At 70.8% G+C, this 26,929-nt stretch carries 16 protein-coding genes; 6 read left to right on the top strand and 10 right to left on the bottom strand.

The features are described from left to right. Positions 1-86: 86 nt before the first annotated feature. From QC282_RS13100 to QC282_RS13065, 8 genes are all read right to left on the bottom strand, one after another. Complete coding sequence (locus tag QC282_RS13100; protein WP_279549478.1) at positions 87-1,961, bottom strand: non-ribosomal peptide synthetase; 1,875 nt, start codon at positions 1,959-1,961, stop codon at positions 87-89. Beyond that, entirely contained in the window at positions 1,958-3,217 is a 1,260-nt protein-coding gene (locus tag QC282_RS13095) for an MFS transporter (protein WP_279549477.1), read from the bottom strand. Before QC282_RS13095 ends, QC282_RS13100 begins: the two co-directional genes overlap by 4 nt. Further along, positions 3,214-4,089 carry an alpha/beta hydrolase gene (locus QC282_RS13090; RefSeq protein WP_279549476.1) on the bottom strand — a complete coding sequence of 292 codons (876 nt, stop codon included), beginning with the start codon at positions 4,087-4,089 and terminating at the stop codon, positions 3,214-3,216. The genes QC282_RS13095 and QC282_RS13090 overlap by 4 nt, the downstream gene beginning before the upstream one ends. After that, the gene (locus QC282_RS13085; protein ID WP_279549475.1) at positions 4,086-4,394 is read right to left on the bottom strand and encodes a RidA family protein; all 309 of its coding nucleotides are present in this window, start codon (positions 4,392-4,394) and stop codon (positions 4,086-4,088) included. The genes QC282_RS13090 and QC282_RS13085 overlap by 4 nt, the downstream gene beginning before the upstream one ends. Positions 4,395-4,519: 125 nt before the next feature. Continuing rightward, the gene (locus QC282_RS13080; protein ID WP_279549474.1) at positions 4,520-10,705 is read right to left on the bottom strand and encodes a non-ribosomal peptide synthetase; all 6,186 of its coding nucleotides are present in this window, start codon (positions 10,703-10,705) and stop codon (positions 4,520-4,522) included. A 293-nt stretch (positions 10,706-10,998) separates the two neighbouring features. Further along, entirely contained in the window at positions 10,999-12,303 is a 1,305-nt protein-coding gene (locus QC282_RS13075) for an ATP-grasp domain-containing protein (RefSeq protein WP_279549572.1), read from the bottom strand. Positions 12,304-12,723: 420 nt separating this feature from the next. After that, a complete protein-coding gene (locus QC282_RS13070) occupies positions 12,724-14,253 on the bottom strand; it encodes a UDP-N-acetylglucosamine 1-carboxyvinyltransferase (RefSeq protein WP_279549473.1) in 1,530 nt (509 codons plus the stop codon). Positions 14,254-14,317: 64 nt separating this feature from the next. Next, positions 14,318-14,515, bottom strand: a complete 198-nt coding sequence (locus QC282_RS13065; protein WP_279549472.1) for a DUF4236 domain-containing protein — start codon at positions 14,513-14,515, stop codon at positions 14,318-14,320. Positions 14,516-14,791: 276 nt separating this feature from the next. Here QC282_RS13065 and acnA point away from each other — a divergent pair, with 276 nt between their 5' ends. Beyond that, on the top strand, positions 14,792-17,521 hold the full coding sequence (gene acnA / locus QC282_RS13060; RefSeq protein WP_279549471.1) for an aconitate hydratase AcnA: 2,730 nt from the start codon (positions 14,792-14,794) through the stop codon (positions 17,519-17,521). Between the two features lie 211 nt (positions 17,522-17,732). Here the strand turns inward: acnA and QC282_RS13055 are convergent, their stop codons facing one another. After that, positions 17,733-18,743, bottom strand: a complete 1,011-nt coding sequence (locus QC282_RS13055) for an acetylxylan esterase (RefSeq protein ID WP_279549470.1) — start codon at positions 18,741-18,743, stop codon at positions 17,733-17,735. A 264-nt stretch (positions 18,744-19,007) separates the two neighbouring features. On the opposite strand from QC282_RS13055, the gene QC282_RS13050 reads away from it, so the two are divergent. Genes QC282_RS13050 through QC282_RS13030 form a run of 5 tightly spaced genes read left to right on the top strand, consistent with a single transcriptional unit; the run spans position 19,008 to position 24,841 of the window. After that, positions 19,008-20,009 carry a sugar ABC transporter permease gene (locus QC282_RS13050; protein WP_279549469.1) on the top strand — a complete coding sequence of 334 codons (1,002 nt, stop codon included), beginning with the start codon at positions 19,008-19,010 and terminating at the stop codon, positions 20,007-20,009. Then, entirely contained in the window at positions 20,006-20,914 is a 909-nt protein-coding gene (locus QC282_RS13045) for a carbohydrate ABC transporter permease (RefSeq protein ID WP_279549468.1), read from the top strand. Before QC282_RS13050 ends, QC282_RS13045 begins: the two co-directional genes overlap by 4 nt. A gap of 59 nt (positions 20,915-20,973) precedes the next feature. Then, positions 20,974-22,629, top strand: coding sequence for an extracellular solute-binding protein (locus QC282_RS13040; protein WP_279549467.1), 1,656 nt, complete (start codon positions 20,974-20,976; stop codon positions 22,627-22,629). Beyond that, positions 22,626-24,143 (top strand): xylan 1,4-beta-xylosidase, encoded by a 1,518-nt coding sequence (locus tag QC282_RS13035; RefSeq protein ID WP_279549466.1) that lies wholly within the window; start codon positions 22,626-22,628, stop codon positions 24,141-24,143. The genes QC282_RS13040 and QC282_RS13035 overlap by 4 nt, the downstream gene beginning before the upstream one ends. After that, complete coding sequence (locus QC282_RS13030; RefSeq protein ID WP_279549465.1) at positions 24,140-24,841, top strand: hypothetical protein; 702 nt, start codon at positions 24,140-24,142, stop codon at positions 24,839-24,841. The genes QC282_RS13035 and QC282_RS13030 overlap by 4 nt, the downstream gene beginning before the upstream one ends. A gap of 48 nt (positions 24,842-24,889) precedes the next feature. Here QC282_RS13030 and QC282_RS13025 read toward each other — a convergent pair whose 3' ends face one another. Further along, positions 24,890-26,884: an alpha-glucuronidase gene (locus QC282_RS13025; RefSeq protein WP_279549464.1), complete on the bottom strand. Its 1,995-nt coding sequence runs from the start codon at positions 26,882-26,884 to the stop codon at positions 24,890-24,892. Positions 26,885-26,929: the final 45 nt, after the last annotated feature.

The raw sequence follows: 26,929 nt of genomic DNA, 5'->3' as shown, positions 1-26,929 counted from the left end.
GTGCAGTGCAGTGCAGTGCAGTGCAGTGCTGTTCTGCTTATGTGCTCTTGGGTCGGCCGCTCGTCACTTCGGCACCGCGCTCTTCTTCAGCACGGCACGATGCGGGTCGCCACGGACCGTGCGTCGCCCGCCGCCAGGAGGTCCGACGGCCGCAGACGCCAACCGCGTTCGCGCATCGCGCCGCTCACCCGGAGGGCGACGAGCGAGTCCCCGCCGTGGGCCAGGAAGTCGTCGTCGGGGCCGAAGTCCGGGGCGCGGAGCAGGGTGCGTACCAGTTCGAGGAGCAGGGTGAGTCCCGCGGCCTCGCCGGTCGTGCCCGCGTCGGCCGCGGGCGCCACGGCGGGCGTGGGCGCGTCGTCCTCGGGCGCAGGGACCTCCTCAACGGCGGCCTCCGGCGCGGTGCTCGCGTACTCCTGCGCGAGCACCGCGGCCACGGCACGGCGGTCGATCTTGCCGGAGGTGGTCAGCGGAAGCACGTCGCGCACGCGTATCAGGCCGGGGACCAGGTGGGAGGGCAGGCGTCCGCGCAGGTCCTCGCGGATCTGCTCGGCCGTCGGGCCGCCCGCGGTCACCGAGAGCGCGGCGGCCAGGACGCGTCCGCCGGTCCCGGTGCCGTCGTCGAGGGCCACCGCGGCGGCCGCGGTGACGCCACGCGTGTCGGTCAAGTGCCGGTCGACTTCGTCGAGTTCGATCCGGTAACCGCGGACCTTGACCTGGTTGTCGAGACGGCCGAGGAACTCCAACGCGCCGTCCTGATGGCGTGTGACCAGATCGCCGGTGCGGTACATCCGCGCGTCGGCCACCGTGGCGAACGGGTCGGGGCGGAAGCGCTCGGCCGTACGCACCGGGTCGTCGAGGTACCCGTGGGCGAGCGGACTCCCGCCGACCCAGAGCTCGCCGGGGCTCTCGGCCTCGGCCGGACGCCGATCGGCATCGAGGACGTAGAGCCGGCGGTCGCCCACCGGGCCGCCGATGGGCAGGCCGGTCGTGACCGGGACGGGCTCGTCCGCCCGCAGGACGAAGGCCGCGCAGGTCACCACCGTCTCGGTCGGCCCGTAGCCGTTGACCAGCGTGCAGTGGCCCAGCGGTCCGTTCCGGTGCACGTGGACGTCCTTCGCGCCCGCTCCCTCGCCGCCGATCACGACGGTGCGTACGCCGTCGAAGGAGAGGCCGGCGCCGTCCGTCCCCTGCATCTGGGCGCACACCAGGCGCCAGTAGGCGGTGGGGAGTTGGAGCACCGACACACCCAGGGCACGTACCCGGTGGGCGAGCTCCGCCGGGCTCAGGGCGCGGTCAGCGGAGTCCAGGAAGGCCACCGTGCCGCCGACGGCGAGCGTCGGCCAGATCTCTTCCTGGGCGACGTCGAATCCGAGCCCCGCGAACTGGAGCACGGTGTCGGTGTCGCGCAGTTCGAGGAGGTCGGCGATTCCGGTGGTGTGGTCGGCTAAGGCGTCCTGGCCGACGAGCACTCCCTTGGGGGTGCCGGTCGACCCCGAGGTGTAGATGACGTAGGCCGCCCGGTCCTCGGGGCGGCCGGCCGCCGGACGCGTGGCGGGAGCCGGGTCCGCGAGGGCCCGGGGGCCGTCCGCGTCTACGACGGCCCGGGCTCCCGAACGGCTCAGCAGCCGGTCGCGGTACGCGTCGGGGGCCGCGGCGTCCATGGGCAGGAAGGCGGCGCCGACGTGCCAGCACGCCAGCATGGCGACGACCGGGCCGGGGCCGGAGGGCAGCCGCAGACCGACGACGTCACCGACGCCGACCCCGAGGGCCGACAGCTCGACGGCGGCCTTCTGTACGCGTTCCCACAACTCGGCGTAGGTGAGGGCCGCGTCGGCGGTCCGCAGGGCGACGCGCTCGCGGACCGCCGGGTCCGGGTGTCCGGCCGTCGCGGCGATCCGGTCGGCCACCCAAAGGGTGGAGGCGGTGGTGGCGGGAGGACGGGTGGTGCTGATGGATGTCATCGGATACCTGACTCGGTGGGGAGGTTCGGACGGTCATCAGCGGCTGGGGCGTTCGAGGGTTCGGCCTCCGCCGGCCGCAGCCGCCGGCCGCCGGCCAGGGCGACCAGGAAGCCGACGCCGCCGCAGAGGGCCGCGAAGGCGTAGGCGGCCTGCGCGCCTCGGGAATCCGCGAGGTGGCCGCTCACCGAGGAGCCGATGGACACCCCGAGCCAGAGGGCCGTGGACTGCCAGGCCAGCGCCTCCGTGCGGTGGGAGGGAGGCACACCGTCCACGACCAGCATCATGGCGACGATCATGGCCGGACAGGAGCTCGACCCGGCCAGCAGGAGCACGAGGCCGGCCCCGACGAAGTTGTCGACCACGAGCATCGGCAGGATCCCGACCGCCATGATCAGGGTCGAGACCCACAGGATCCGCGGCAGCGGAGCCGACCACTCCCGCGCCCCGTAGGCCAGCCCCGCCACAGAGCTGCCGATCGCGTAGATCCCCAGCAGCACCCCCGCCATGAAGGGCTGCTGCCGCTCGCCGGAGAACGCCACGGTGGCTATGTCGACCGAGCCCCACATGCCGCCGAAACACAGGTTCAGTGCCGCCACGAGGGCAACCGGCCCCAGGAACAGGGCGCTCTTGCCGGACTTGGGTCCGGGCTTGTACCGAGGCTCCGTGCGCCGGCTGAGCGAGAGCAGGACGCTGCCGCCGCACACCAGGATCAGCGCGGTGACGAGGCCCGCGGCCGGGCTGACCCCGACGGCGAGTGAGGTGGCGATGACCGGGCCGACGATGAAGACGAGCTCGTCGACCAGGGATTCCAGTGCGAAGGCCGTCCCCTTCAAGGACGAGCCGTCCAGCAGACCGCTCCAGCGCGCCCGCACCATCGAGCCGAACGCGGGCGTCGCCGCGCCCGTCAGCGCCGCCGTGACGAACAGAACCCACAGCGGCGTCCCGTCGCGCAGCGTGCTCACGACGAACGCGCCACCGCTGATCGCGCACAGCACCGCGCAGGAGAGCAGGACCTTGTGCTGCCCCACCCGGTCGGCGACGCGGGCCAGTTGGGGTGCGGCCACCGCGTACCCGACCGCGGAGACGGCCGACAGCGCACCCGCGGTGCCGTAGTCGCCCCGCGTCGCGGAGACGAAGAGCATGATGCTGATGCCGGTCATGCCCAGCGGGAACCTGGCGAGCATGCCGGGAAGGAAGAACCCCCACGCTCCCGGGGTCGACAGGACCGTGCGGTAGCGCGCGACTCCAGCCGTCATCGCTTCGGCTCGGCCACGAAGCCCGCGACCAGACGCGCGAGCGCCTCCGTCTCTTCGAAGTGGACGGCGTGACCGGCGTCGAGGTCGTGCGTCTCCAGGTCGGGGTGGCTCTGGAGGAAGGTGCGCACGCGGTCGTTGTCGACCAGCTTGTCCCGGCTGCCGAACACAGCCCGCACCGGCAGCGGCCCGATGCGCCCGTAGTCCGTCTCCGACTTCACGGCGATGGCCTCCCAGGAATCGATCGTGCCGACCGTCACGTGGGAGAGCTTCAGCTTGTCGTCCTCGATGGCCGCGAGCCACTCCGCGCGGTTGGTGAAGTCGGCCGGGCGCAGGGGGACCCTGATGAAGGGGCGCGTCGTCTCGACGGTGATGCCGAGCTCCTCGACTACCTCCAGGGCGGCGTCGACCGAGCGGTCCAGCACGTCGGAGTAGCGGTCGTTGAAGAAGAAGCCGGGGCACACCATGAGGAGGCTCGCGAGTACCTCACGGTCGGCGAGCCCGGCCGCGACGACCGTCGCCACCTGGGCGCCGAAGCACCAGCCGGCCAGGTGGATGCGGGTACCGGGGCGGGCTTCCTTGAGGCTGCCCAGCAGCAGCGCGATGTCCCGCACGGCCAGGTCACCGTCCGGGATGTGCCCGCGCACGGCGTTGAGTCCCGAGCCGCGCAGGTCGACGGCGAGGAAGGCGACGTCGTCACCGAGTTCGGCGAGCCGGGCGCCGAGCGGTGCCTGCCAGCCCGCGTGACTCATGCCCCCGTGCAGCATCACCACGAGGTGCGCGGCGGTCTCGGCGCCCCACAGCCGGTAGTGCGTGACGTAGCCGTCCGGCTGCTCGAAGGTGTGGACGCCTTCCAGGGTGGTCTGGACTATCACTGCTGCTCGCTCCTCTGTGTCGCCGGGTTGTCCTCGGTGCACGCGAGCGCCTCGACCTCGACGCGCAGCGCGGGCGTGGCCAGTGCGGCCACCGTCATGACGGTCATGCAGGGGCGCAGGTCGCCCAGCCACTCGCCCAGCCGCCGGCGCCGACGCTGGAGATCGACCTCGCCGGCGAAGTAGAACGTCAGCCTGACCAGGTCCTCGTGCCGCATCCCGGCGGCTTCGAGGTTGGCCGTGATGTTGTCCAGCGCGATGCCGAGCTGCTCGACCGGGTCCTCGGGGAGCTCGCCGGTGGGGGCCATGCTGACCGGAGACCACGAGCCACCGGACCGGGCCGGTGATCTCGGCCTGGTGCGAGTACGCGGCGAGCGGCGGCGCGATCCCCGGGGGGTTTCGGAAGGTGTTCACGGAGGTTCTCTGTTCCCTTTCAGGCGGACGGGTTCCGGCGCGCGGCGAGGCCGTCCACGCACGTCTCGATCCGGTCGGTGGTGTCGTGGACGGGGCTGTCGGGGGTCTCGGCGATCTGTGCCAGGACGGCCTCGTACAGGCGCGCCAGGTCGTCCATCACGCCCTGCGGGAGGAGCCTGCCGTCGGCGTTGAGGGTGATCTCCAGCGCGGAACGGTCCGGGTCGCGGCCCACGGTCGCGAGGAACGGCGCATCCGTGTGCTCGAACCACCGGACACCGGTGAGGTGCCCGCCCCCGTGGGCGGCGTCCGTGTACGCGGGGAAATCCGTGTAGTTGAACAGCGCGGAGTACCGGGGCCAGTCGTCCGGGCCGTCGCCCGTCGCGGCGCAGCGGCGGTGTGCGAGCGCGCGCATCTCGAACGTGAACACCTGGTCGATGAGCTGCGGCCACGTCTGGTCCTCGACCCGGACGCGGTGCGGCTGGAAGTTGAGGAACATCCCGACCAGTTCCTGCGCGTCGTCGGTCTCGGGGCGGCCGTGGGTGAACACCCCGGTCAGGACATCGGGCTCGCCCGTGACCAGGGCCAGCACCCTCAAGTGCGCCGCGAGCAGGACGTACTTGAGCGGGTGCCCGGTGCGGCGCGCGACCTCGCGCAGCCGGGCTTCCCGGTCGGGCGGGAGGACGACGGTCGCCTCGGCCCAGCGGGAACCGCCGTCGGACGGGTAGCGGGGCAGCCACGCCCCGGGGTGGCCCGCGAGGACGTCGTGCCAGAACTCCCGCGACTCGGCGGAGGAACGGGCGGCCGTCTCGGCCATGGCGTAGTCCCGGAAGGAGCCGGCCCCGTCGCCGGTCCGGACGGGCCCGGCACCGGCGCCCGTTCCGGCACCGGCGGCGGACGCGCCGACCTCCGAGGCGTACGAGAGGAGGAGGTCCCGGACGAGGAGGGAGAGGCTCCAGCCGTCGACGACCGCGTGGTGGAAGCTCAGCGAGAGCACGAAGCGGTCCGTCGCGATGCGGTGTGCCGCGAACCGTATGAGCCCGGGCTGCTCCCAGCGGAATCCCGAACCGCGTTCCCTCTCGAACCAGTCGTCGGCCGCCGAGGGGTTGTCCAGCGCGTCGACCACGGTGAGATCGGGCTCGACCGAGGCGTACACGAGCTGCCGGGGAACGGGTGACGCCGCGAGGTCGACGGCGGCGCGCAGCGTCTCGCAGGACGCGGTCATCCGCCGCAGTGCGGCGCGCAGCAGGCGAGCGTCCAGTGGCAGCGCGACGGAGTAGGCGAAGACGTCATGGTAGGCGGACTGTGCGGGGTCCCGCAGCGTCGCCCTGATCATCCGGAGCTGGGTGGCGGTGAGGGGGTAGGCGTCGACGACTCCCGGAGGGAGCCCTTCGAGTGACGCGCCCGAGGATTGCCCGACGCTGCCCGTCGCCTCCGCGGTCCCGGGCCCGGGGGCCCGCGCCGCGAGCCTGCGGACCAGGGCCCGTACCGTGCGCGCCTCCATCACGTCGCGCAGCGCCGCACCGGGGAACTGCCTGCGCAGTTTGGCGAGGATGCGGATGGAGCTGATCGAGTCCACGCCGGCGTCGAGGTAGTTCTCCTCGGCGCCGACCGTCTCGCTGCCGAGCACCTCCGCGATGACCGCGGCGACGGCACGCTCCGTGGCGTCCGGACGGCCGTCGGCCGGTTCCTGTCCCGCGTAGCGTTCGAGGGCGGCGAGGAACTCGCCCAGGAACTGTTCCGCCGTGGAGGTCTTGAGCCGCCCGCGGTCGTGGGACACGGCGAGCTGCGTCGCACCGGTGAAGCGGTCCCGGTGCACGTGGAGGGTCATCGGGAAGCTGGTGAGCTCGAAGTACCGGGCGTTCTCGATCGACACGGTGTCTCGCGTGGCGGCGGCCGTGTCACCGGCCGTCGCGTAGGAGTGGAAGTCGGTGTAGTTGAAGACCACGTCGAAGATCGCTCCGCCCTGCTGCCGCTCGATGTCGGCGAGGGGGAACCGCTGGAGCGGGACGAGTTCCCGCTCGCGCTCGAAGACCGAGGCCGGCAGCTCCGCGTCGTCCGCCTCACGCACCTCGACGGGCAGCGGAAGCGTGTTCAGGAACAGGCCGACCATCTCGCTGCCGCCGGGCACTTCCGGGCGGCCGTTGCCGACCAGCCCGGTGACCACGCGTGACCTGCCGGTCAGGTCCGCCAGGGCCAAGCAGTGCGCGGCCAGATAGAGCGACTTGAGCGGGAGCCCGAGGGCCGCGGCGCGCAGGCGCAGCCGCTCCTCCAGCCCTGCCGGAACGGCCCGCTCCAGTACCGCGGTCTCGATCGTCCCCGGCGCCGCGGATCCGAGGTGGCCGGCCAGCAGCGTCGCGGAGAAGCCGTCGAGCAGCCTGCGCCAGGCGTCCTGGTCCGCCGGGCGCCGTGCGCTCTCGCGCTCCAGCGCCACGTAGGTGCCGTAGCTGGGGTCCGGGGCGGCTTCGGCCGTCCGGCCGGCCGGGAGCCCGGCGCAGCGGCGCCGGATCTCCTCGATGACGAGGGCGACGCTCCACCCGTCCAGGATCAGGTGGTGGAACGAGATCGCCAGGTTGACACGGCCGTTGCCCCGTACGTGGGCGCGGAAGCGCAGGGGCGGCCTGGCGAGGTCCAGCGGGCGGCGCTTCTCGGCGTCGATCCACTCCTCGACCGCCCGGTCCTGCGCGTCGGCGGGCAGCCCGGTGAGGTCCACGACCTTCAGGGCCGGCGCGGCGCCGACCGCGTCAGGGCGGAGCAGGACCTGGAGCGGCTCGTCGTAGTGCTCCAGGTCGAAGAAGGACCGCAGTTGAGCGTGGCGTGCCACGGTTTCCCGCACGGCACGGGCCAGTTCGGCCGGATCGGTCACCCCGGTGAACTCGTAGTCGAAGATGTCGTGGTAGACGGGGGAGCCCTCGTCGAGCAGCGAGTGGTAGATCATGCCCGACTGGAGCTTCGTCAGCGGCCAGGCGTCTTCCGCTGCCGTGGGGAGCGCCGCCTTGTCGTCGTCCGTCAGCAGACCGAACGCCTCGGTGGCGGCCGGTCCGGACGACGCGGCGTCCTGGCGGGTCAGCGAGGCGGCGAACTCCGCGATCGTCGTGTGGGCGAACACGTCGCGCAGGTTGACCGCGTATCCGGCCGCGCGCAGCCGGGAGCTGACCCGCAGTGCCATGATCGAGTCCCCGCCGAGGGCGAAGAAGTTGCTGTCGGCGCCGACCGGTGCCCGGAGTCCGAGGACATCCCGCCAGGCTCGGGCCACGTCCTGCTCGGCGGTCGTGGCGGGCGGGCGGCCGGCCCGGTCGGCCGGTGCCGCGTGGGCCGTCGGCGAGGGCAGGGCACGCCGGTCCAGCTTGCCGTTGGGAGTGGTGGGCAGCCGCGGCACCTCGATGAGGTACTGCGGGACGAGGAACTCGGGCAGCAGCTTCCGCAGCCGGGCTCGCAGGTCGTCGGGGTCGAAGGCGGCGCTCACGACGTAGGCGGCCAGTGCCTGCGCGGGACCCGACGCGTCCACGACGACGGCCGCGTCCTGGACGCCGGGCAGGTCGCGCATGACCGCGGCGATCTCGTCGGGCTCGACCCGCAGACCGCGCAACTTGACCTGGTTGTCGATGCGGCCCAGATATTGGATCCGACCGTCCGGGAGGAAGCGGGCCAGGTCGCCGGTGCGGTAGAGGCGGGCTCCCGGGGCCGTTCCGTAGGGGTCGGGGACGAACATCCTGGCGTTGAGGTCGTCGCGCCGGTGGTAGCCGGTCGCCACGGCGACGCCGCCGATGCACAGCTCCCCGGGAACGCCGACCGGCTGCAGTCGCAGGTCCCGGTCCAGGACGTACAGCCGCACGTTGTCGATGGGCTTGCCGATGGGGACGAGATCTCCCGGGTAGTCGGCCCGGCAGGGCCAGTGCGAGACGTCGATCGCGGCCTCGGTCGGGCCGTAGAGGTTGTGCAGTTCGCAGGAGGGGAGCGTGGCGGCGAAGACCTCGATGGTCTTGCGGGGGAGCGCCTCGCCGCTGCAGATGACCCGCTTGAGCGGGCCGCAGTGCTGGGCGAGTTCCTCCCCCTCGAGGAACACGTTCAGCATCGAGGGGACGAAGTGCACGGTCGTGACGGCCCGGGACCGGATGAGTTCCTTGAGGTAGTCGGGGTCACGGTGTCCGCCGGGCCGGGCCACGACGATGGCGGCCCCGGTCATCAGTGGCCAGAAGAACTCCCACACCGAGACGTCGAAGCTGTACGGGGTCTTCTGGAGCACCCGGTCCGCCCCGGCACCGTCGGACAACGGGAAGGCGGACTGCATCCAGTGGAGCCGGTTGGCCAGTGCGTCATGGCGGTTGATCACACCCTTGGGCTGCCCCGTGGATCCGGAGGTGTAGATCATGTACACCGGCGAGTCGGGGCCCAGCTCGCGGACGGGATCGGTGTCGTCCTCGTGGTCCAGCGACTCGTCCGGGAGGACGAGGAGCTGGGCGGCGGCGCCGCCGAGTGCCGGGCGGTGGTGCTCCTGGGTGAGGATCAGCGGTACACCCGCGTCCTGGAGCATGAACTCGATCCGGGCGGCCGGGTACTCGGGGTCGATGGGCACATAAGCGCAGCCCGCCTTGACGATTGCGAGCAGCGCGATCACCATCTCCGCGGAGCGCTCCATGAACACCCCGACGAAGGGACCGGTCCCGGTCGTCCCGAGGACGGTGCGGATGCGGCTCGCCACCTGGTTGGCCCGCCGGTTCAGCTCGTCGTACGTGTATGTCGTGCCTTCGAACTCGACGGCAAGGTTGTCGGGGCTCCGCCGGACCTGCTCCTCGATGACGTCGGCGATGGTGCCGTCCGGGTGGGCGACCTGCGTGTCGTTCCAGTCGCCGAGGATCAGGTCCCGTTCCTCGTCGCGGGTCATCGACGGCGTGCCCACCGGTGCGTCGACGCCGGCGTCGGCCAGCGAGGCCAGCAGTCGCGCGTAGTTGCGCAGGATCCGCTCCGCGGTGTCCCGGGTGAACAGATCCGTGTTGAACTCGAGCTCGAACTCGTACGCGCCGTCGGCCCGGTTGACGTACAGCATCAGGTCGAACTTGGCGGCGGTCCGACGGACGGGGTGGTACTGGGAGACCAGTCCCGGTCCGAGGTCGATCGAGGGACGGCCGTCGAGCATCGTGAGCATCGTCTGGAAGACCGGGTTGTGGTTCCGCGCCCGCTCGGCCCCGAGCGCCTCGACCACCTTCGGCCAGGGCGTGTCACCGTCGTCCAGCAGACGCTCGGCGGCTTCCCGGGCGCCGGACAGCACGGTGCGGAACGTGCCGTCCGGGTCCACCGGCACGTACAGGGGCAGGGTGTTGACGTAGCAGCCGACCTGCTCCAGGTCCTCGACGCCCGGCCGGTTCAGCACCGTGGTGCCGATGGCGAAACCTTCCTGACGTGTGTAGCGGTGCAGCAGCAGCGCATAGGCGGCGAGGAACACCGGGAACGCGGTACTGCGGCAGGTGCGGGCGCATTCCTTGAGCAGCGGTTCGACGTCCGCGCCGGGCACGGTGATGGTCGTGCTGTCGCCGCGGAAGGTCTGAACCGCGGGACGCGGGCGGTCCAGTGGCATGCCGAGCAGTTCCGGGGCGTCGGCCAGCGACCGGCGCCAGCGCTCGACGGCGGCTGCCTGTTTCCCGTCCGCGGCCGCCGAGCGGCTCTCCGCGACGAAGGCGCGGAACGCGGCGCCGGAGACGGGCCGCTGCGGCAGGCGTCCGGTGGCCACCAGGGTGCGGTAGTTCTCCGCGATCTCGTCGAGGACCAGGCGGATGCTCCAGTCGTCGATGACGATGTGGTGGGCCGTCAGGCCGAGCATCCAGATGTCGTCCGGCAGCGCCACCACGACCGCCCGCAGCAGGGGAACCGCGCTCAGGTCGAACGGTCGCCGGTGGTGTTCGGCGAGCACCTCCTCCGCCCGGCGGCGGGCCTCGGCAGCGGCCAGGGCGCGCAGGTCGACCACGGTCGTACTGTCCGGAAGGGAGTCACCGCCGGCGTGGTGCACCTGGGCCCGCGGCCCGCCGGGGGTCTCGTGGAACGTCGTGCGGAGTGTGTCGTGTCGCAGGACGGTGGCCCGGACGGCGCGGCTCAACGCGCCCGGATCGAGGTCACCGGCCGTCTCGAAGGCCACCGATTCGTTGTACGCGGGCTCGTCGGAGTCGGCGAGCTCGTGGAAGAGCCAGAGGCTTTCCTGGGTGTACGAGAGCATGCTTGTGCCTGTGTCCGGTTCCCCGGCCATACCGCACTCCAAACTCGGAACGAAACTCGGCTCGTTGACATGACGAGCGATGTGGATGCAAGGGATCGGCGCCCTGCCGCACGAGGTCCGGGGCGCCCGGGTGTTCCGGAGGCGCGCTCCGTGTCGTGCTGTCTCCGGTATGGCGGGCGGGGCGCCGCTGTCCGCTCCCCGGCACGCCGACGAGCCCGGGCTTTCCCGGACCTCGCGACGACGGGGACTGATCCTGCGGGATCCGGCCGGGAAGGCCGGATCCCGGATCGCGGCTAAGACGCGGTCAGGGCCTCGTGGAACGGGTCGAACACCTCGTCGTACGGGCGCAGGATCGAGCTCAGCGTGTCCGGTGCCACCGCGTGCGGACCCGGACAGTCGTCCGTGACGGGCTCGGTGTTGATCGAGATGTGTCCGGCGACCGTGCGGGCCAGACGGACGGCCGTGTCGGCGTCGTCGGCACGGACGATGACGTGCCCGCAGCGATCGTCCGACCAGCGGAGCTCGGGCACCACCGAACCCGCCTCCACACTGACCGACACCTCTACCACCCCGTCGACGGCCCGCGCCGCGTCCAAGCCGGTGACGGAGGTGACGACCCCCGGGGCCGCGGTCAGGAAACGGATGGCGGCCGCGCCGCGGGCGGGGTGCAGATGACCGTCGAGCGGAGCACCGTGGCCGACGAGGCGATAGGTGGCCTCCTCCATGTCGACCCCGTACACCATTCTGACGAGATCGTTGATCCGGTCGCCCCCGCGACGGGTGTGCGATTCGATGACCCGCGGTCCCTCGGCGGTGAGGATGATTTCTGTGTGCGACGGGCCGTCCTCAAGACCGACCGCGTCGAGCAGCCGCACCGTCAACTCGCGGATCTCGTCGAGCTGTTCCTCCGCCAGGGGCGCCGGAATGACGTGTCCGAGCTCCACGGTACCGCCCTCGGTGTCCTTGGCGGTGACCGCGATGATCGTGTGCCGACCCGATTCGGAAAAGGATTCCACGCTCAGTTCGGGACCGACCAGAAGTTTCTCGACCTGGAATTCACCGAGCTCGAAGGACTGGCACCAGGCCCATATCTCGTCGACGTCCTCGACCGATTCGATCCGGCGGACTCCGAGGCTGCCCGAGCCCTTGGTCGGTTTGACGATGGATGCCCCGTGCGAGGCGACGAATTCGCGGAGCTGCGCCTGCGTGGGATTGACCGCATAGGGAACGGCCCCGATGCCCTGCTCGTTCAGTAGTGCCCGCATCGCGGACTTGTCGTGCAGCAGCCGGGCGCATCGTTCCGATGTGCCGGGAATCCCCAGGACGTCGGTCAAGTGACCGGCCACCAGTTGTGCTGCCTCGGTCTGTGTGACGATCCGCGTGATCGGTGCGATGCGGTGCAGCGCGGCGGCCATCGCGGCGGCGCTGGGCACGTGCTGATAATCCACCAGGGCAAGCTGCTGGCAGTGCGGAATCAGTGCGGGATCGAATTGTGACGGCTTTTGTATATAGGCGACTTCCACACCGGCCGACTTCGCCTTCGAAACTAATCGGATGCTGTCCCCAATAACGAGCACGCGCCCCCGTGACACGATCATCCCCCGTTTCTGATCGCTCTCCTGTGAGCCGTTGGTGAGGCTAGCACAGCCACAGCCGTCCACCCCAGGGATTCTACGAAGATCGGCGGGCGGCCGGGTCCGCGCAGGGCCTCGGCCTGCAAGGGCGGGGATTCCGCATCAGGCGTTGTTCGTCTTATCGACGATGTCCCGTAACCGTTCCTCGGCGGCGTTCTGATTCCGCTTCCGCTTCCGCTTCCGTTTCCACTTTTGCCCCCGCCGGACGACGTAGTGGCGGATTGGCCGCGCTCCGATGCCTTTCAGCCATAATTCGTTGATCGGGGGGACGCAACTCGACGTCGTTTCGTCGCCGGTCGGTCCCAGAGGTGCCTACGCGCTCCCTCCTGCCTCGCATGTGTGCAGGTCAGGAGGGAACGCGCGCTGGTTCTTACGAACGAACGGTCAGATGTCCCGGAAGATCTCGATCTGCGCCCCAATGGAGTTCAGCCGCTCCGCCAGATCCTCATACCCCCGGTTGATGACGTACACGTTGCGCAGCACGGACGTGCCCTCCGCCGCCATCATCGCCAGCAGGACCACCACCGCGGGGCGCAGGGCCGGTGGGCACATCATCTCGGCGGCGCGCCAGCGGGTCGGGCCCTCGACCAGGACGCGGTGCGGGTCCAGCAACTGCAGGCGTCCGCCGAGGCGGTTGAGGTCGGTGAGGTAGATCGCGCGGTTGTCGTAGACCCAGTCGTGGATCAGGGTCTTGCCCTGCGCGGTCGCCGCGATGGCCGCGAAGAACGGGACGTTGTCGATGTTCAGGCCGGGGAACGGCATCGGGTGGATCTTGTCGATCGGCGCCTCCAGCTTGGAGGGCCGGACGGTGAGGTCCACCAGCCGGGTACGGCCGTTGTCGGCGAAGTACTCCGCGGTGCGGTCGTGGTCGAGGCCCATCTCCTCCAGGACCGCCAGTTCGATCTCCAGGAACTCGATGGGGACGCGACGCACCGTCAGTTCCGACTCCGTCACCACCGCCGCGGCCAGCAGGCTCATCGCCTCGACCGGGTCCTCGGAGGGGGAGTAGTCCACGTCGACGTCGATGACCGGCACGCCGTGCACGGTGAGCGTGGTCGTGCCGATGCCCTCCACCCGGACGCCCAGGGCCTCCAGGAAGAAGCACAGGTCCTGGACCATGTAGTTGGAGGAGGCGTTGCGGACGACGGTGACGCCGTCGTGGCGCGCGGCGGCGAGCAGCGCGTTCTCGGTGACCGTGTCGCCGCGCTCGGTCAGCACGATCGGGCGGTCGGGGCGGACCGAGCGGTCGACGACCGCGTGGTACTGGCCCTCCGTGGCGGCCACGTCCAGGCCGAACCGGCGCAGCGCGATCATGTGCGGCTCGATGGTCCGCGTGCCGAGGTCGCAGCCGCCGGCGTAGGGCAGCATGAAGCGGTCCATACGGTGCAGCAGGGGGCCGAGGAACATGATGATGGAGCGGGTGCGCACCGCCGCCTCGGCGTCGATGGCCGCCATGTCGAGCTCGGCCGGCGGCACGATCTCCAGGTCGACGCCGTCGTTGATCCAGCGGGTGCGCACGCCGATGGAGTGCAGGACCTCCAGGAGGCGGTAGACCTCCTCGATGCGGGCGACCCGGCGCAGCACCGTGCGCCCCTTGTTGAGCAGCGAGGCGCACAGCAGGGCCACGCAGGCGTTCTTGCTCGTCTTGACGTCGATGGCTCCGGACAGGCGCCGGCCGCCGACCACCCGCAGGTGCATCGGACCCGCGTAGCCCAGCGAGACGATTTCGCTGTCCAGTGCTTCGCCGATACGGGCGATCATCTCAAGGCTGATGTTCTGGTTGCCGCGCTCGATGCGGTTGACGGCGCTCTGGCTGGTGCCGAGCGCCTCGGCCAGCTGCGACTGCGTCCAGCCCCGGTGTTGCCGGGCGTCACGGATGAGCTTGCCGATGCGTACGAGGTAGTCGTCTGCCATGGGATTGAGGTTATCTCAGATATGAGATGGCGCCTGTCCGGAGGGCCGTTCAGGTGACGGGGAGTCAGTCCCGCCTGGCCGAACGGGTCCGGCGCCATCCGAAAGGTCCGGGCAAATCCATCGATGTCGTACGGCGTCCGGTGCTGCTGCGTGTGTGGCGCGGGCCGTGGGTGCCGCCGGTGGTGATGGACCAGGAGCGCTTGTTGATGTTGAGCCGTACTCCCGGCAGGATCCGGAAACTCTTGCGGAACGTCAGGGGCATGCGCACCTCCTCGGGGTGTCGCTCGGGCGGGTCCGTCCCTGACGGTTACCCCCGCTTCGCCCGCCGATGGCAGGTGCCGCCCCGGTTTCGTGGCGGCGGACACACCAAGCCGGGGCATGACCAGTCCGGCCTCATGTACTAGAGTTATCTCGACATCGAGATATCTGCCGAGGCGCACCGCAGCCGCCACCTCGGTAAGGGCACCCTAACTTAGCCTTACCTTAGCGGATCGGCCAGGACGGCGTGGCGGCAGGATGCGGTGGAACGCGCACATCAATGAAGGAGACTGTCGTGTCGGCGAACAGCTTCGACGCCCGCAGCACGCTGCAGGTGGGCGACGAGTCGTACGAGATCTTCCGGTTGGACAAGGTCGAGGGCTCCGCGCGCCTTCCCTACAGCCTGAAGGTGCTGCTGGAGAACCTGCTCCGCACCGAGGACGGCGCCAACATCACCGCCGACCACATCCGCGCCCTCGGCGGCTGGGACTCCCAGGCCCAGCCGTCGCAGGAGATCCAGTTCACGCCGGCCCGCGTGATCATGCAGGACTTCACCGGCGTGCCCTGTGTCGTGGACCTCGCCACCATGCGTGAGGCCGTCAAGGAGCTGGGCGGCGACCCGGCGAAGATCAACCCGCTGGCGCCGGCCGAGCTGGTCATCGACCACTCCGTCATCGCCGACAAGTTCGGCACGAACGAGGCCTTCGCGCAGAACGTCGAGCTGGAGTACGGCCGCAACAAGGAGCGCTACCAGTTCCTGCGCTGGGGCCAGACCGCCTTCGACGAGTTCAAGGTCGTCCCGCCCGGCACCGGCATCGTCCACCAGGTCAACATCGAGCACCTGGCCCGCACCGTCATGGTCCGCGGTGGCCAGGCCTACCCCGACACCCTGGTCGGCACCGACTCGCACACCACCATGGTCAACGGCCTCGGCGTCCTCGGCTGGGGCGTCGGCGGCATCGAGGCCGAGGCCGCCATGCTCGGCCAGCCGGTCTCCATGCTGATCCCGCGCGTCGTCGGCTTCAAGCTCACCGGCGAGCTCCCGCCCGGCACCACCGCCACCGACCTGGTGCTCACCATCACCGAGATGCTGCGCAAGCACGGCGTCGTCGGCAAGTTCGTCGAGTTCTACGGCGAGGGCGTGGCCGCCACGTCGCTGGCCAACCGCGCCACCATCGGCAACATGTCGCCGGAGTTCGGCTCCACCGCCGCGATCTTCCCGATCGACGACGAGACCCTGAACTACCTGCGTCTGACCGGCCGCTCCGGCCAGCAGGTCGCGCTCGTCGAGGCCTACGCCAAGGAGCAGGGCCTCTGGCTTGACCCGAAGGCCGAGCCGGACTTCTCCGAGAAGCTGGAGCTCGACCTCTCCACGGTCGTGCCCTCCATCGCCGGCCCGAAGCGCCCGCAGGACCGCATCGTCCTCGCGAACGCCGCCGAGCAGTTCAAGCAGGACGTCCGCAACTACGTCGACAGCGTCGACGAGGCGGGCCAGGAGTCCTTCCCGGCCTCCGACGCCCCGGCCGTCAGCAACGGCGTGCCGAGCAACCCGGTTCCGGTCACCGCCCCCGACGGCACGACCTACGAGCTGGACCACGGTGCGGTGACGGTCGCGGCCATCACCTCCTGCACCAACACCTCCAACCCGTACGTCATGGTCGCCGCCGCCCTGGTGGCCAAGAAGGCGGTCGAGAAGGGCCTGACCCGCAAGCCGTGGGTCAAGACCACCCTCGCCCCGGGCTCCAAGGTCGTCACCGACTACTTCGAGAAGGCGGGCCTGACCCCGTACCTCGACAAGGTCGGCTTCAACCTCGTCGGCTACGGCTGCACCACCTGCATCGGCAACTCCGGCCCGCTGCCGGAGGAGGTCTCCAAGGCCGTCAACGAGCACGACCTCGCGGTCACCTCGGTCCTCTCCGGCAACCGGAACTTCGAGGGCCGCATCAACCCCGACGTCAAGATGAACTACCTGGCGTCCCCGCCGCTGGTCGTCGCCTACGCCCTCGCCGGGTCCATGAAGGTGGACATCACCAAGGAGGCCCTGGGCGCCGACCAGGACGGCAACCCGGTCTACCTGAAGGACATCTGGCCGACCGAGGCCGAGGTCAACGAGGTCGTCGCCAGCGCGATCGGCGAGGACATGTTCACCAAGTCCTACAGCGACGTCTTCGCGGGCGACGCCCAGTGGCAGGCGCTGTCGATCCCGACCGGCAACACCTTTGAGTGGGACCCGGAGTCCACCTACGTCCGCAAGCCCCCGTACTTCGAGGGCATGACGATGGAGACCACGCCGGTCTCGGACATCACCGGCGCCCGCGTGCTCGCCAAGCTGGGCGACTCGGTCACCACCGACCACATCTCCCCGGCCGGCGCCATCAAGGCCGACACCCCGGCCGGCAAGTACCTCACGGAGCACGGCGTCGAGCGCCGCGACTTCAACAGCTACGGCTCGCGCCGCGGCAACCACGAGGTCATGATCCGCGGCACGTTCGCCAACATCCGCCTGCGCAACCAGATCGCGCCGGGCACCGAGGGCGGCTACACGCGTGACTTCACGCAGGACGGCGCCCCCGTCGCCTTCATCTACGACGCCTCGCAGAACTACCAGGCCGCCGGCATCCCGCTGGTCGTCCTGGCCGGCAAGGAGTACGGCTCCGGCTCGTCCCGCGACTGGGCGGCCAAGGGCACCGCGCTCCTCGGCGTCAAGGCCGTCATCGCCGAGTCCTACGAGCGCATCCACCGCTCGAACCTCATCGGCATGGGCGTCCTGCCGCTGCAGTTCCCGGAGGGCCAGTCCGCGCAGAGCCTCGGCCTGACCGGCGAGGAGACCTTCTCCATCACCGGCGTCACCGAGCTCAACGACGGCACCACCCCGCGCACGGTGAAGGTCACCACCGACACCGGCGTCGAGTTCGACGCGGTCGTCCGCATCGACACCCCCGGCGAGGCGGACTACTACCGCAACGGCGGCATTATGCAGTACGTGCTGCGCAGCCTGATCCGCAAGTAACGACAGAGCGGTACGGCACGGCAGTCGAGGGCCGCATCCCCGCAGGCGGGGGTGCGGCCCTCGGGCGTTCACGCGGTCGGGACGTGCGGTGGGAGGGCGCCCGGGCAGGTTCCGGTCCGCCCACTGGGAACGCTCCCACCGCACGGGTGGAACGTATCGCCGACCGGTTGCCCTTGTAAACGGCTGCCGCGACTTCAGGAGGGGAGCCGCCTCACGCTCCGGCGTCGCCGCCCGTCTCGCCCAACACCTCTCGCAGCCACAGTAGTTGACGGCGCACCTGGACCGCGTCGCCGCCCTCGTGGCCGTTGAACGGGTAGGCGTGGATCTCCCGGCGCGGGTGCGCGCCGGTCAGCTCCGCGTAGCGGTTGTACGCGGCGTACGCCCCGCTCGGCGGGCACACCGTGTCGCGCAGGCCCACCCCGAAGTGCGCCGGGGCGTGCGCGCGGCGGGCGAACGAGACGCCCTCCAGGTAGGACAGCGTGCGGTACGCGGCCCGTTCGGCGCCCCGGTGCACGGCGAGGTACGCGGCGATCTCGCCGTAGGGTCCCGCGTCCGTCAGGTCCAGCGCGCGCCGGATGCCGCACAGCAGCGGCGCGGTCACCAGGACGGCCGCCAGGTCGGGGACGAGCCCGGCGACGGCCAGCGCGAGCCCGCCGCCCTGGCTGTTGCCGACGGCCACGGTCCGGGCGGCGGCCACGCCCGGCAGGGCGCGTGCGGCGGCGACCGCGCGCACCGCGTCGGTGATCAGCCGCCGGTAGTGGTGGTCCCGGGGGTCCAGCAGGCCGCGCACCGCCGGGCCGGGGCCGCCCGGCGCGCCGGCGTGCGGGTCGGGTGTGGCCCCGCCCGAGCCGTACTGGTCGCCCTGCCCCCGGTTGTCCATCAGCAGATGCGCGTACCCGGCGTTGACCCAGGTGAGCCGCTCGTGCGGCAGGCCGCGCCCGCGCCCGTAGCCCGCGTACTCGACGACGGACGGGAGGGGTTCGCGGGCTCCGGCGGGCCGGCTGAACCAGGCGCGCACCGGGTCGCCGGCGAAGCCCCGGAACGTCACGTCCCAGGTCTCGGTCAGCCGCAGGCCGGTCTCCACCGGCCGCACCGACTCCAACACCTCAGCCCCGGCCGCCTCCTTGAGGGTGCGCTGCCAGAACTCGTCGAAGTCGTCCGGCTCGTCGGGGTAGGGGCGGTGGCATTCCAGTTCGGACAGGGACAGGTCGAACGCGGGCACGGCGGCACCTCGCACAGGACTTGGGGACAGGGCGACCGATTGTTGCGGACGTACGACAGAAATTTCCGCCGACCCTAGCAGCCGGAACAGATCCTTCGCCGCCCCCGGAAAGGGAATTGAGCACCCCGGAAACCCCGCAAGGCCCCAGTCTGTGCCACCCATTGACAGCGGTTACCGGTGCCCTTAAGTTGCCGCGAAGTTACCGGTAAGAGCTCGAAAGTTTCGGTCCCAATTCCGCGTTCCATGCCCCGGGGAGGCCCGAGCATGAGCACCTCCACCACGCCGGCACCGTCGTCCGGCACCGAGGACCCACCGCCGCCGAGGACGACGGCCGGGCGCGCCCGCCGCACCCGGCCTGCGTCCCCGGGCGGTTGGCGGCGGGCGCTGCGGCGCGACTGGCAGCTGTACTCGCTGGCCGTCCTGCCGCTGCTGTTCTTCCTGGTCTTCCGCTACCTGCCGATGATCGGCAACGTGATCGCCTTCCGCCGGTTCGAGCCGGGCGGTTCGATCCTGGGGCAGGAGTGGGTCGGGCTGCGCTATGTGCGGATGTTCCTGTCCGACCCCACGTTCTGGCAGGTGTTCCGCAACACCCTCTGGATCGGCGGGCTCACGCTCCTGTTCTGCTTCCCGATCCCGATCGTGCTCGCGCTGCTCCTCAACGAGGTGCGCCGCCGCTCCCTGAAGCGGTTCGTGCAGTCGGTGTCGTACCTGCCGCACTTCCTGTCGATCGTGATCGTCGCGGGCATCACCCTGCAGATGCTCGCCACCGACGGCCCGGTCAACCACGTGCTCGGCTGGTTCGGGCACGAACCCGTCCGGTTCATCCAGGAACCCGAGTGGTTCCGCACCATCTACGTCGGCTCGGAGATCTGGCAGACGGCGGGCTGGGGCACGATCCTCTACCTCGCCGCGCTCACCACCATCGACGAGGACCTCTACGAGGCCGCCCGCATCGACGGGGCGAGCCGCTGGCGGCAGATCTGGCACGTCACGCTGCCCGGCATCCGGCCCACGATGATCACGCTGCTGATCCTCAACATCGGCACGTTCCTCGCGGTCGGCTTCGAGAAGGTCCTGCTGCTCTACAACCCGCTGACCTACCCGACCGCCGACGTGATCTCCACGTACCTGTACCGCACCGGCGTCGAGTCCAACAGCTTCAGCTACGCCGCCGCGATCGGCCTGTTCGAGGCGGTCATCGGCCTGATCCTGATCACTTCCGCGAACCAGATGTCGCGCCGCACCGTGGGGACGAGCCTGTGGTGAGCCTGCTGTCCACGCGCAAACCGCGCACCTCGGTCAACCAGCCGACCCCCGGCTACCGCGTCTTCCAGGGCGTCAACGGGGTCATCCTCACCCTGGTCGTGCTGGTCACCCTCTACCCGTTCGTCAACATCATCGCCCGCTCGTTCTCCGGCGAACGGCACATCCGGGCGGGCGAGGTGACGCTGTGGCCCAAGGGCTTCAACCTCACCACGTACGAAGTCGTCTTCCACGACGGGATGTTCTGGCGGAACTACGGCAACACCGTCTTCTACACGGTCGTCTCCACCGCCGTCGCCATGGTCCTGACGACCTGTTACGCGTACGTCCTGTCGAAGAAGAACCTCAAGGGCCGCGGGATGCTCGTCGGCATCGCCGTGTTCACCATGTTCTTCACCGGCGGTCTGATCCCCAACTACGTGCTGATCACCAGCCTCGGTTTGAAGAACAGCGTGTGGGCGCTGGCCCTGCCGAACGCCATCAGCGTGTTCAACCTGCTGGTGATGAAGGCCTTCTTCGAGAGCCTGCCGGACGAACTGGAGGAGGCCGCCCAGATCGACGGCCTCAGCACCTACGGCACCCTGCTCAGAATCGTGCTGCCGCTGTCGAAGGCGGTCGTCGCGACGATGGTGCTGTTCTACTCGGTGTCCTTCTGGAACTCCTGGTTCAGCGCCTTCCTCTACATGGACAAGGCCGACCTCATGCCGGTCACCGTCTACCTGCGCAACCTCATCGCGGGCGCCACCCAGGGCGGCAACGCCGGTGCCACCACCGACCAGCTGACGCAGACCGCGGCCAACATCCAGGCCGTGACGATCGTCCTGACCTCGCTGCCGATCCTCTGCGTGTACCCGTTCGTGCAGCGCTACTTCGTGTCGGGCGTGATGCTCGGCGCCGTCAAGGGCTGACCCGCCGGCCCTCGCCCCCTCCGCCTGCTCTCCCTCTCCTTCGCACCCCAGGAGCACCCGTGAACAACCCCGGCCTGTCACGCCGTCAGATACTCGCCGCCGCCGGATTCGCCGGCCTGGCCGCCCTCACCGGCTGCGGCAGCGGCGAGGAGTCCTCCGGCAGCAAGGACCTCACCAAGAAGCGGGAGGGCGCCATGAAGAAGTACGGCGCCGGCGACCGGTTCAAGGCGACGAAGCCGCTGTCGTTCGAGGTGCTGCACAACAACAACCCCGTCTACCCCATGAAGGACGACTGGCTGTTCTGGAAGGAGGTCACCAGGCGCACCGGCGTCACCCTGAAGCCGATCGCCGTCCCGCTCAGCGACTACGAGAAGAAGCGCAGCCTGCTCATCGGCGCCGGCGACGCGCCCTTCCTCATCCCCAAGACCTACCCGGGCGGCGAGACCGCGTTCGTGTCGTCCGGCGCGATCCTGCCCGTCAGCGAGTACGTCGACCTGATGCCCAACTTCCGGGACAAGGTCAGGAGATGGAACCTCCAGCCGGAGGTCGACTCGCTGCGCCAGTCCGACGGCAACTACTACCTGCTGCCCGGCCTGCACGAGAAGGCCAAGGCCAACTACTCGCTCTCGCTGCGCACCGACGTCCTCGAACGACTCGGCCTGAAGACGCCCGGCACGTGGGACGAGGTCCACGAGACGCTGAAGGCGCTCAAGGAGGAGTACCCGGACCGCTACCCGTGGACCGACCGCTGGTCCACCAACACGCCGTTCCCGGCCGGCGCCCTGTTCGGCTACCTCGGCCAGGCCCACGGCGTCCGGGCCGGCTGGTCCTACCTCAACATCAGCTGGGACGCGGCCCAGCAGAAGTTCGTCTTCACCGGCGCCACCGACGCCTTCCGGGGCATGGTCGAGTACGTCCGGGGTCTCGTCGCCGAGAAGCTGCTCGACCCCGAGAGCTTCACGCAGACCGACGACGAGGCCGTGCAGAAGCTGCTCTCCGAGAAGTCCTTCGTGATCAGCGCCAACCCGCAGGAACTCGTCCAGAACTACCGCTACAACCTGCAGAAGCAGGTCAAGGGCGCCAGGATCGAGATGATCCCGGTGCCGATCGGCCCGGCCGGACCCGTGGTGCTCGGCGGCAGCCGCCTGGAGAACGGCATGATGATCTCCAGCGAGGCCCTCAAGAGCGAGAACTTCGTCGCCCTCATGCAGTTCGTGGACTGGCTGTGGTACTCCGACGAGGGCCAGCTGCTGTCCAAGTGGGGCGTCGAGGGCGTCACCCACACCAGCTCCGGCCCCGGCCAGTACCGGCCGAAGGACGGCATCAGCCTGCTCGGCTCCGACCCGGACGCCCCGAAGGACATGCAGAAGGACTTCGGCTTCTACAACGGCGTCTTCTCCTACGGCGGCAGTTGGCAGCTGGTCTCCTCCGCCTTCAGCCCCGACGAGAAGAAGTTCCAGGCCGCGATGGCGCGGCGCAAGGAGTTGCCGGTCGACCCGCCGCACCCGCTGGAGTCCGCCGAGCAGGAGCAGGCCTCCCTGTGGGACACGCCGCTGAAGGACCACGTCACGCAGAACCTCCTGCAGTTCGTCCTCGGCAAGCGCCCCCTGTCCGAGTGGAACGCCTACGTCGCCGAGCTGAAGGCGAAGAACATGCAGCAGCTCGTCGACCTGCACAACAAGGCCCACGACCGGTACCGGAAGGAGAACGGGTGATCCGCGTCCCCGCCGAGTCCGACGGTCCGCTGTCCGACGCCTGGCGGACCTGCGTCGGCACCGGCCGCCTCGAACTCGCCCTGCGCCGCGACTACCAGGACTCCCTCGCCCTCCTCCAGCGCGACATCGGCTTCCGGCACATCCGGGGCCACGGCCTGCTCAGCGACGGCATGGGCGTGCACCGCCCCTACGACTGGCAGGGCACCCGCCGCGTCCACCACTCCTTCACCTACGTCGACCAGGTGATCGACGCCTACCTGGGCCTCGGCATCCGGCCGTTCCTCGAACTCGGCTTCATGCCCGAAGGGCTGGCGTCGGGGGAGCGGACGGTGTTCTGGTGGCGCGGCAACGTCACCCCGCCGCGCGACTGGCGGGAGTGGGCCGGCCTGGTCCGCGCCACGCTCGCCCACCTCGTCGACCGCTACGGCGCCGACGAGGTCCGCACCTGGCCCGTCGAGGTGTGGAACGAGCCCAACCTGCCGGACTTCTGGCAGAACGCGGACGAAGCGGCCTACCACCGCATGTACGAGGTGACCGCCCACGCCGTGAAGGAGGTCGACCCGGCGATCCAGGTCGGCGGGCCCGCGATCTCGCCGGGCGCCGACGCGTGGCTGGAGCGGTTCGCCGAATTCACCGACCGGCGCGACGTCCCCGTCGACTTCGTCTCCCGGCACGCCTACACCTCCGGACCCGCCCAGCACGTCCCGTTCGCCGTCCACCAGACGCTCATGCCGGCGACCGGCCTGCTCGACCAGTTCGCCGCGCCGCGCCGCGCCCTCAAGGGCACGCACCTGGGCGAACTCCCAGTCCACATCACGGAGTTCAACTCCTCCTACCGGCCCGACAACGCCGTCCACGACACCGCGTTCCACGCCGCCTACCTGGCTCCCGTCGTCACGGCGGGCGGCGACCACGCCGACTCCTTCTCCTACTGGACGTTCAGCGACGTGTTCGAGGAGACCGGCGTGCCCACCGCCCTGTTCCACGGCGGCTTCGGCCTGCTCACCCACCGGCAGGTGCGCAAACCGACGTACCACCTGTACGCCTTCATGGCCCGGATGGGCGGGCAGCGGCTCGCGCGCGGCGCGGACCACCTCGTGTCCCGGCACACCGACGGCCGGGTCACCGTCCTCGCCTGGGCGCCCGTCGACCCGACCGGCCAGACCCCCGGCCCCGACCGGCACACCCTGCGCCTGTCCGTCCCCGTCGGCGACCGGCCGCGCGGTGAGGCGTTCGTCCGGCGCTCCACCGTGGACGAGGAACACGGCAACGCGTACACGGCCTGGCGGCACCTGGGCAGCCCGCGCTCGCCGACGCCCTCGCAGCTCGACATGCTGCACGAGGCCGCCGAACCCGCCCGCGGCCACCGGCGGCTCCCGGTCGAGGACGGCCGGGTGGACCTGACCCTCACCCTCGCCCGCCACGAGGTCACCCTGGTCGAGCTCAGCCCGGTCGCCGACGAGGCGCCGCCCTGGTGGGACGAACGGCGGCTGCTGGGCAGGGACGTGCCGTGAACGGTCCGGCGGGGCGGGCGCCGGGGAACGGGGCCGGCTTCGGCGACGGCCCGCTCTCCCGCGCCGCCGCCCTGATTTACACCCTTCTCACCGTCGAGGTGCTGCTGCTCCTCGCCGCCTCCCCGGGACTGGCCGCGCTGCTGCTGCTCGGTCCCGGCGCGGCCGGCCCGCCCCTCGCGGCCGTCTGCCTGCTGCCGCTCGGCCCGGCGCTGTCCGCCGCGCTGTACGCCCTGCACCACCGCCGTCACGACCTGACCGACCTGCACCCCGCCCGCACCTACCGGCGCGGCTGGCGCCTGAACGCCGTGCCCGCCCTGAAGCTGTGGACGCCGCTGCTCGCCTGGCTCACCGTCATCGCGTTCACCCTCACCCACTTCGCCGCGACCGGCCTGCCCCGCTGGTGGGCGGTGCTGCTCGCGGTGATCGGCGCGGGCTCCCTGCTGTGGGGCGCGCACGCCCTCGTCCTCACGTCGCTGTTCGCGTTCCGCGCCCGCGACACCGCCCGGCTCGCCGCGTACTTCACGGTCCGGCACTGGCGCGCCACCCTCGGCGCCGCCTCCCTGCTCGTCCTGACCGGCGCCCTGACCGCCCTCATGACCGAGGCCCTGCCCGCCCTGCTGGCCGCCCCGCTGCTGCTGTCCCTGCTGCACAGCAGCCGCCCGGTGATCGCCGAGACCCAGGAGGACTTCACCGCGTGACCGCGCCCCGCACTCCGGGACGCGGACGCGAGCGCGGCCTCAGCGGCCTCAGTGGATGCGCCGCCCCCGCTCGTCGGGCACCCCGGACTTGCGGAGGAAGTAGCTGTTGACCTGGTCGCGCCACTCACGGGCGCTGCGCACCTGTTCCTCGTACCGCTCCGCCACGCGCGCGTGACGCGCCGGTGCCACCAGGTCCGCGAGGCCCGCCCACACCCGGCGGGCCTCCTCCACCTCCGCCACGCCCTCGAAGTGCGTGTCGTAGATGTGCTGGATCACGGTCCTGCCGCTGTGCAGGACGTGCCCGTACGGCACGTGGTGGAAGAACAGCAGCAGTTCGTCGGGGCAGGTCCCGGGCGACTCGTACACCTCGGCCCACGGCTTGGCGTACTGCCCCGCGTACCCGGTGCCGGTCGCCGCGCTGCGGTCCACACCGACGCCGTCCCGGTCGGCGAAGTGGTAGGTGCCCCAGGGGCTGTACTCGTAGCCGTCCACGCTCGGCCCGTAGTGGTGCCCCGGCTGCACCATGAAGCCCACCCCGAGCGGCGCGGTGTACTTCTCGTACGTCCGCCACGAACCGTCCAGCACCGCGTGCAGCCCGGCCACCAGTTCCGGGGGAGCGTCCGGATGGGTCAGCGCGATCCACTCGCCGAGGATCCGGTCCGGGTCGGCGTCCGGCTCCCAGGCCAGCCGGCCGAAGGTGTACAGGTTCGCCTGGGCGAGCGGATGACCGGTCCAGAACGGGTCGTCCCCGGCGTTCGAGACCGCCACCAGACCACCGCGCGCCAACTCGCCCACGGTGGGACCGGCGTCCTTCTCCGGCCGGAACCGCAGCACCTCGCTCCACATCGGCCCGAGCCAGCACACGTGCCGCTGCTGACCGGTGTACTCCTGGGTGGCCTGCACCTCGACCGCGAGCCGGGTGCCGGGCATCGCGCCGATCAGCGGCGACACCGGCTCGCGCGTCTGGAAGTCCATCGGCCCGTGCTTGACCTGGAGCACCGCGTTCGCCGCGAACCGACCGTCCAGCGGCGTGAAGTGGTCGTGGGCGGCCCGCGCGCGGTCCGTCGTGCGGTCCCGCCAGTCCTGCCGGTGGTCGTAGACGAAGGCCCGCCAGTGCACGGTCCCGCCGTACGGTTCCAGCGCGGCGGCCAGCATGTTCGCGCCGTCGGCGTGGCTGCGGCCGTAGGCGAACGGGCCGGGCTGGCCCTCCGAGTCGGCCTTCACGACGTATCCGCCGAAGTCGGGGACCGCCCCGTACACGCGCCGGGTCGCGCCCGCCCACCAGTCGCGCACCGCCGTGTCCAGCGGATCGGCGGTGGGCAGCCCGCCCAGCACCATCGGCGCGGCGAAGGTGACCGACAGATGGGTCCTGATGCCGTACGGCCGCAACGCGTCGGCGATCGCGGCCACTTCACCGATCCGGTCGGTGAGCAGACGCGCCTCGGTCTCGTGCACGTTGACGTTGTTGACGGCGACCGCGTTGATCCCGCAGGCCGCGAGCAGCCTGCCGTAGGCGCGCACCCGCTCCAGGTCGCCGCGGGCCCGCCCGTCCGCCCAGAACAGCGAGCCGCCCGCGTAGCCGCGCTCCACCTGGCCCATGACCGGGTGCACGGCCACGTTGTCCCAGTGGTCCAGCATGCGCGACGCGGTCGCCGGGCGGTGCGTCTCGCGGGGGTGGTCACCGCCGAAGGCGGCGGGGCCGAGCCGTACGACGTGGAACAGGCCGTACAGCAGGCCGTGTCCACCGGCGGCCGTGACGGTCGTCGTGCCGCGCTCCCGCCCGACGGCGAAGCCCTCGTCGCCCAGCTCGGGGCCGGCGGCGTCGCTCAGCTCCAGCACCAGGTCGTGGGGGCCGTCGCCCGTGTCCCGGTCGACCTGTCCGCCGAACCGCCCGCAGGCGGCGGCCACTTCACCGTGCACGGTGTCCACGAGCGGTCCGGAGCCCTTGACGAGCGTGCGTGCGCCGCCGACCGCCCGGAAGGCGGTGACCGGCAGCCACGCGGGATCGACCTCGTCACGCGGAACGGGCGGGGAAAACGTCATGGAACCCTCGGGAACTCGGCGGCTGCCTCGGCCCGGTCATTGTGG

Source organism: Streptomyces sp. DH24 (assembly GCF_029813775.1).
Classification (GTDB): domain Bacteria; phylum Actinomycetota; class Actinomycetes; order Streptomycetales; family Streptomycetaceae; genus Streptomyces.
Note: the sequence above shows the minus strand (reverse complement) of the source record. Positions and strands in the feature narration are given on the sequence as shown.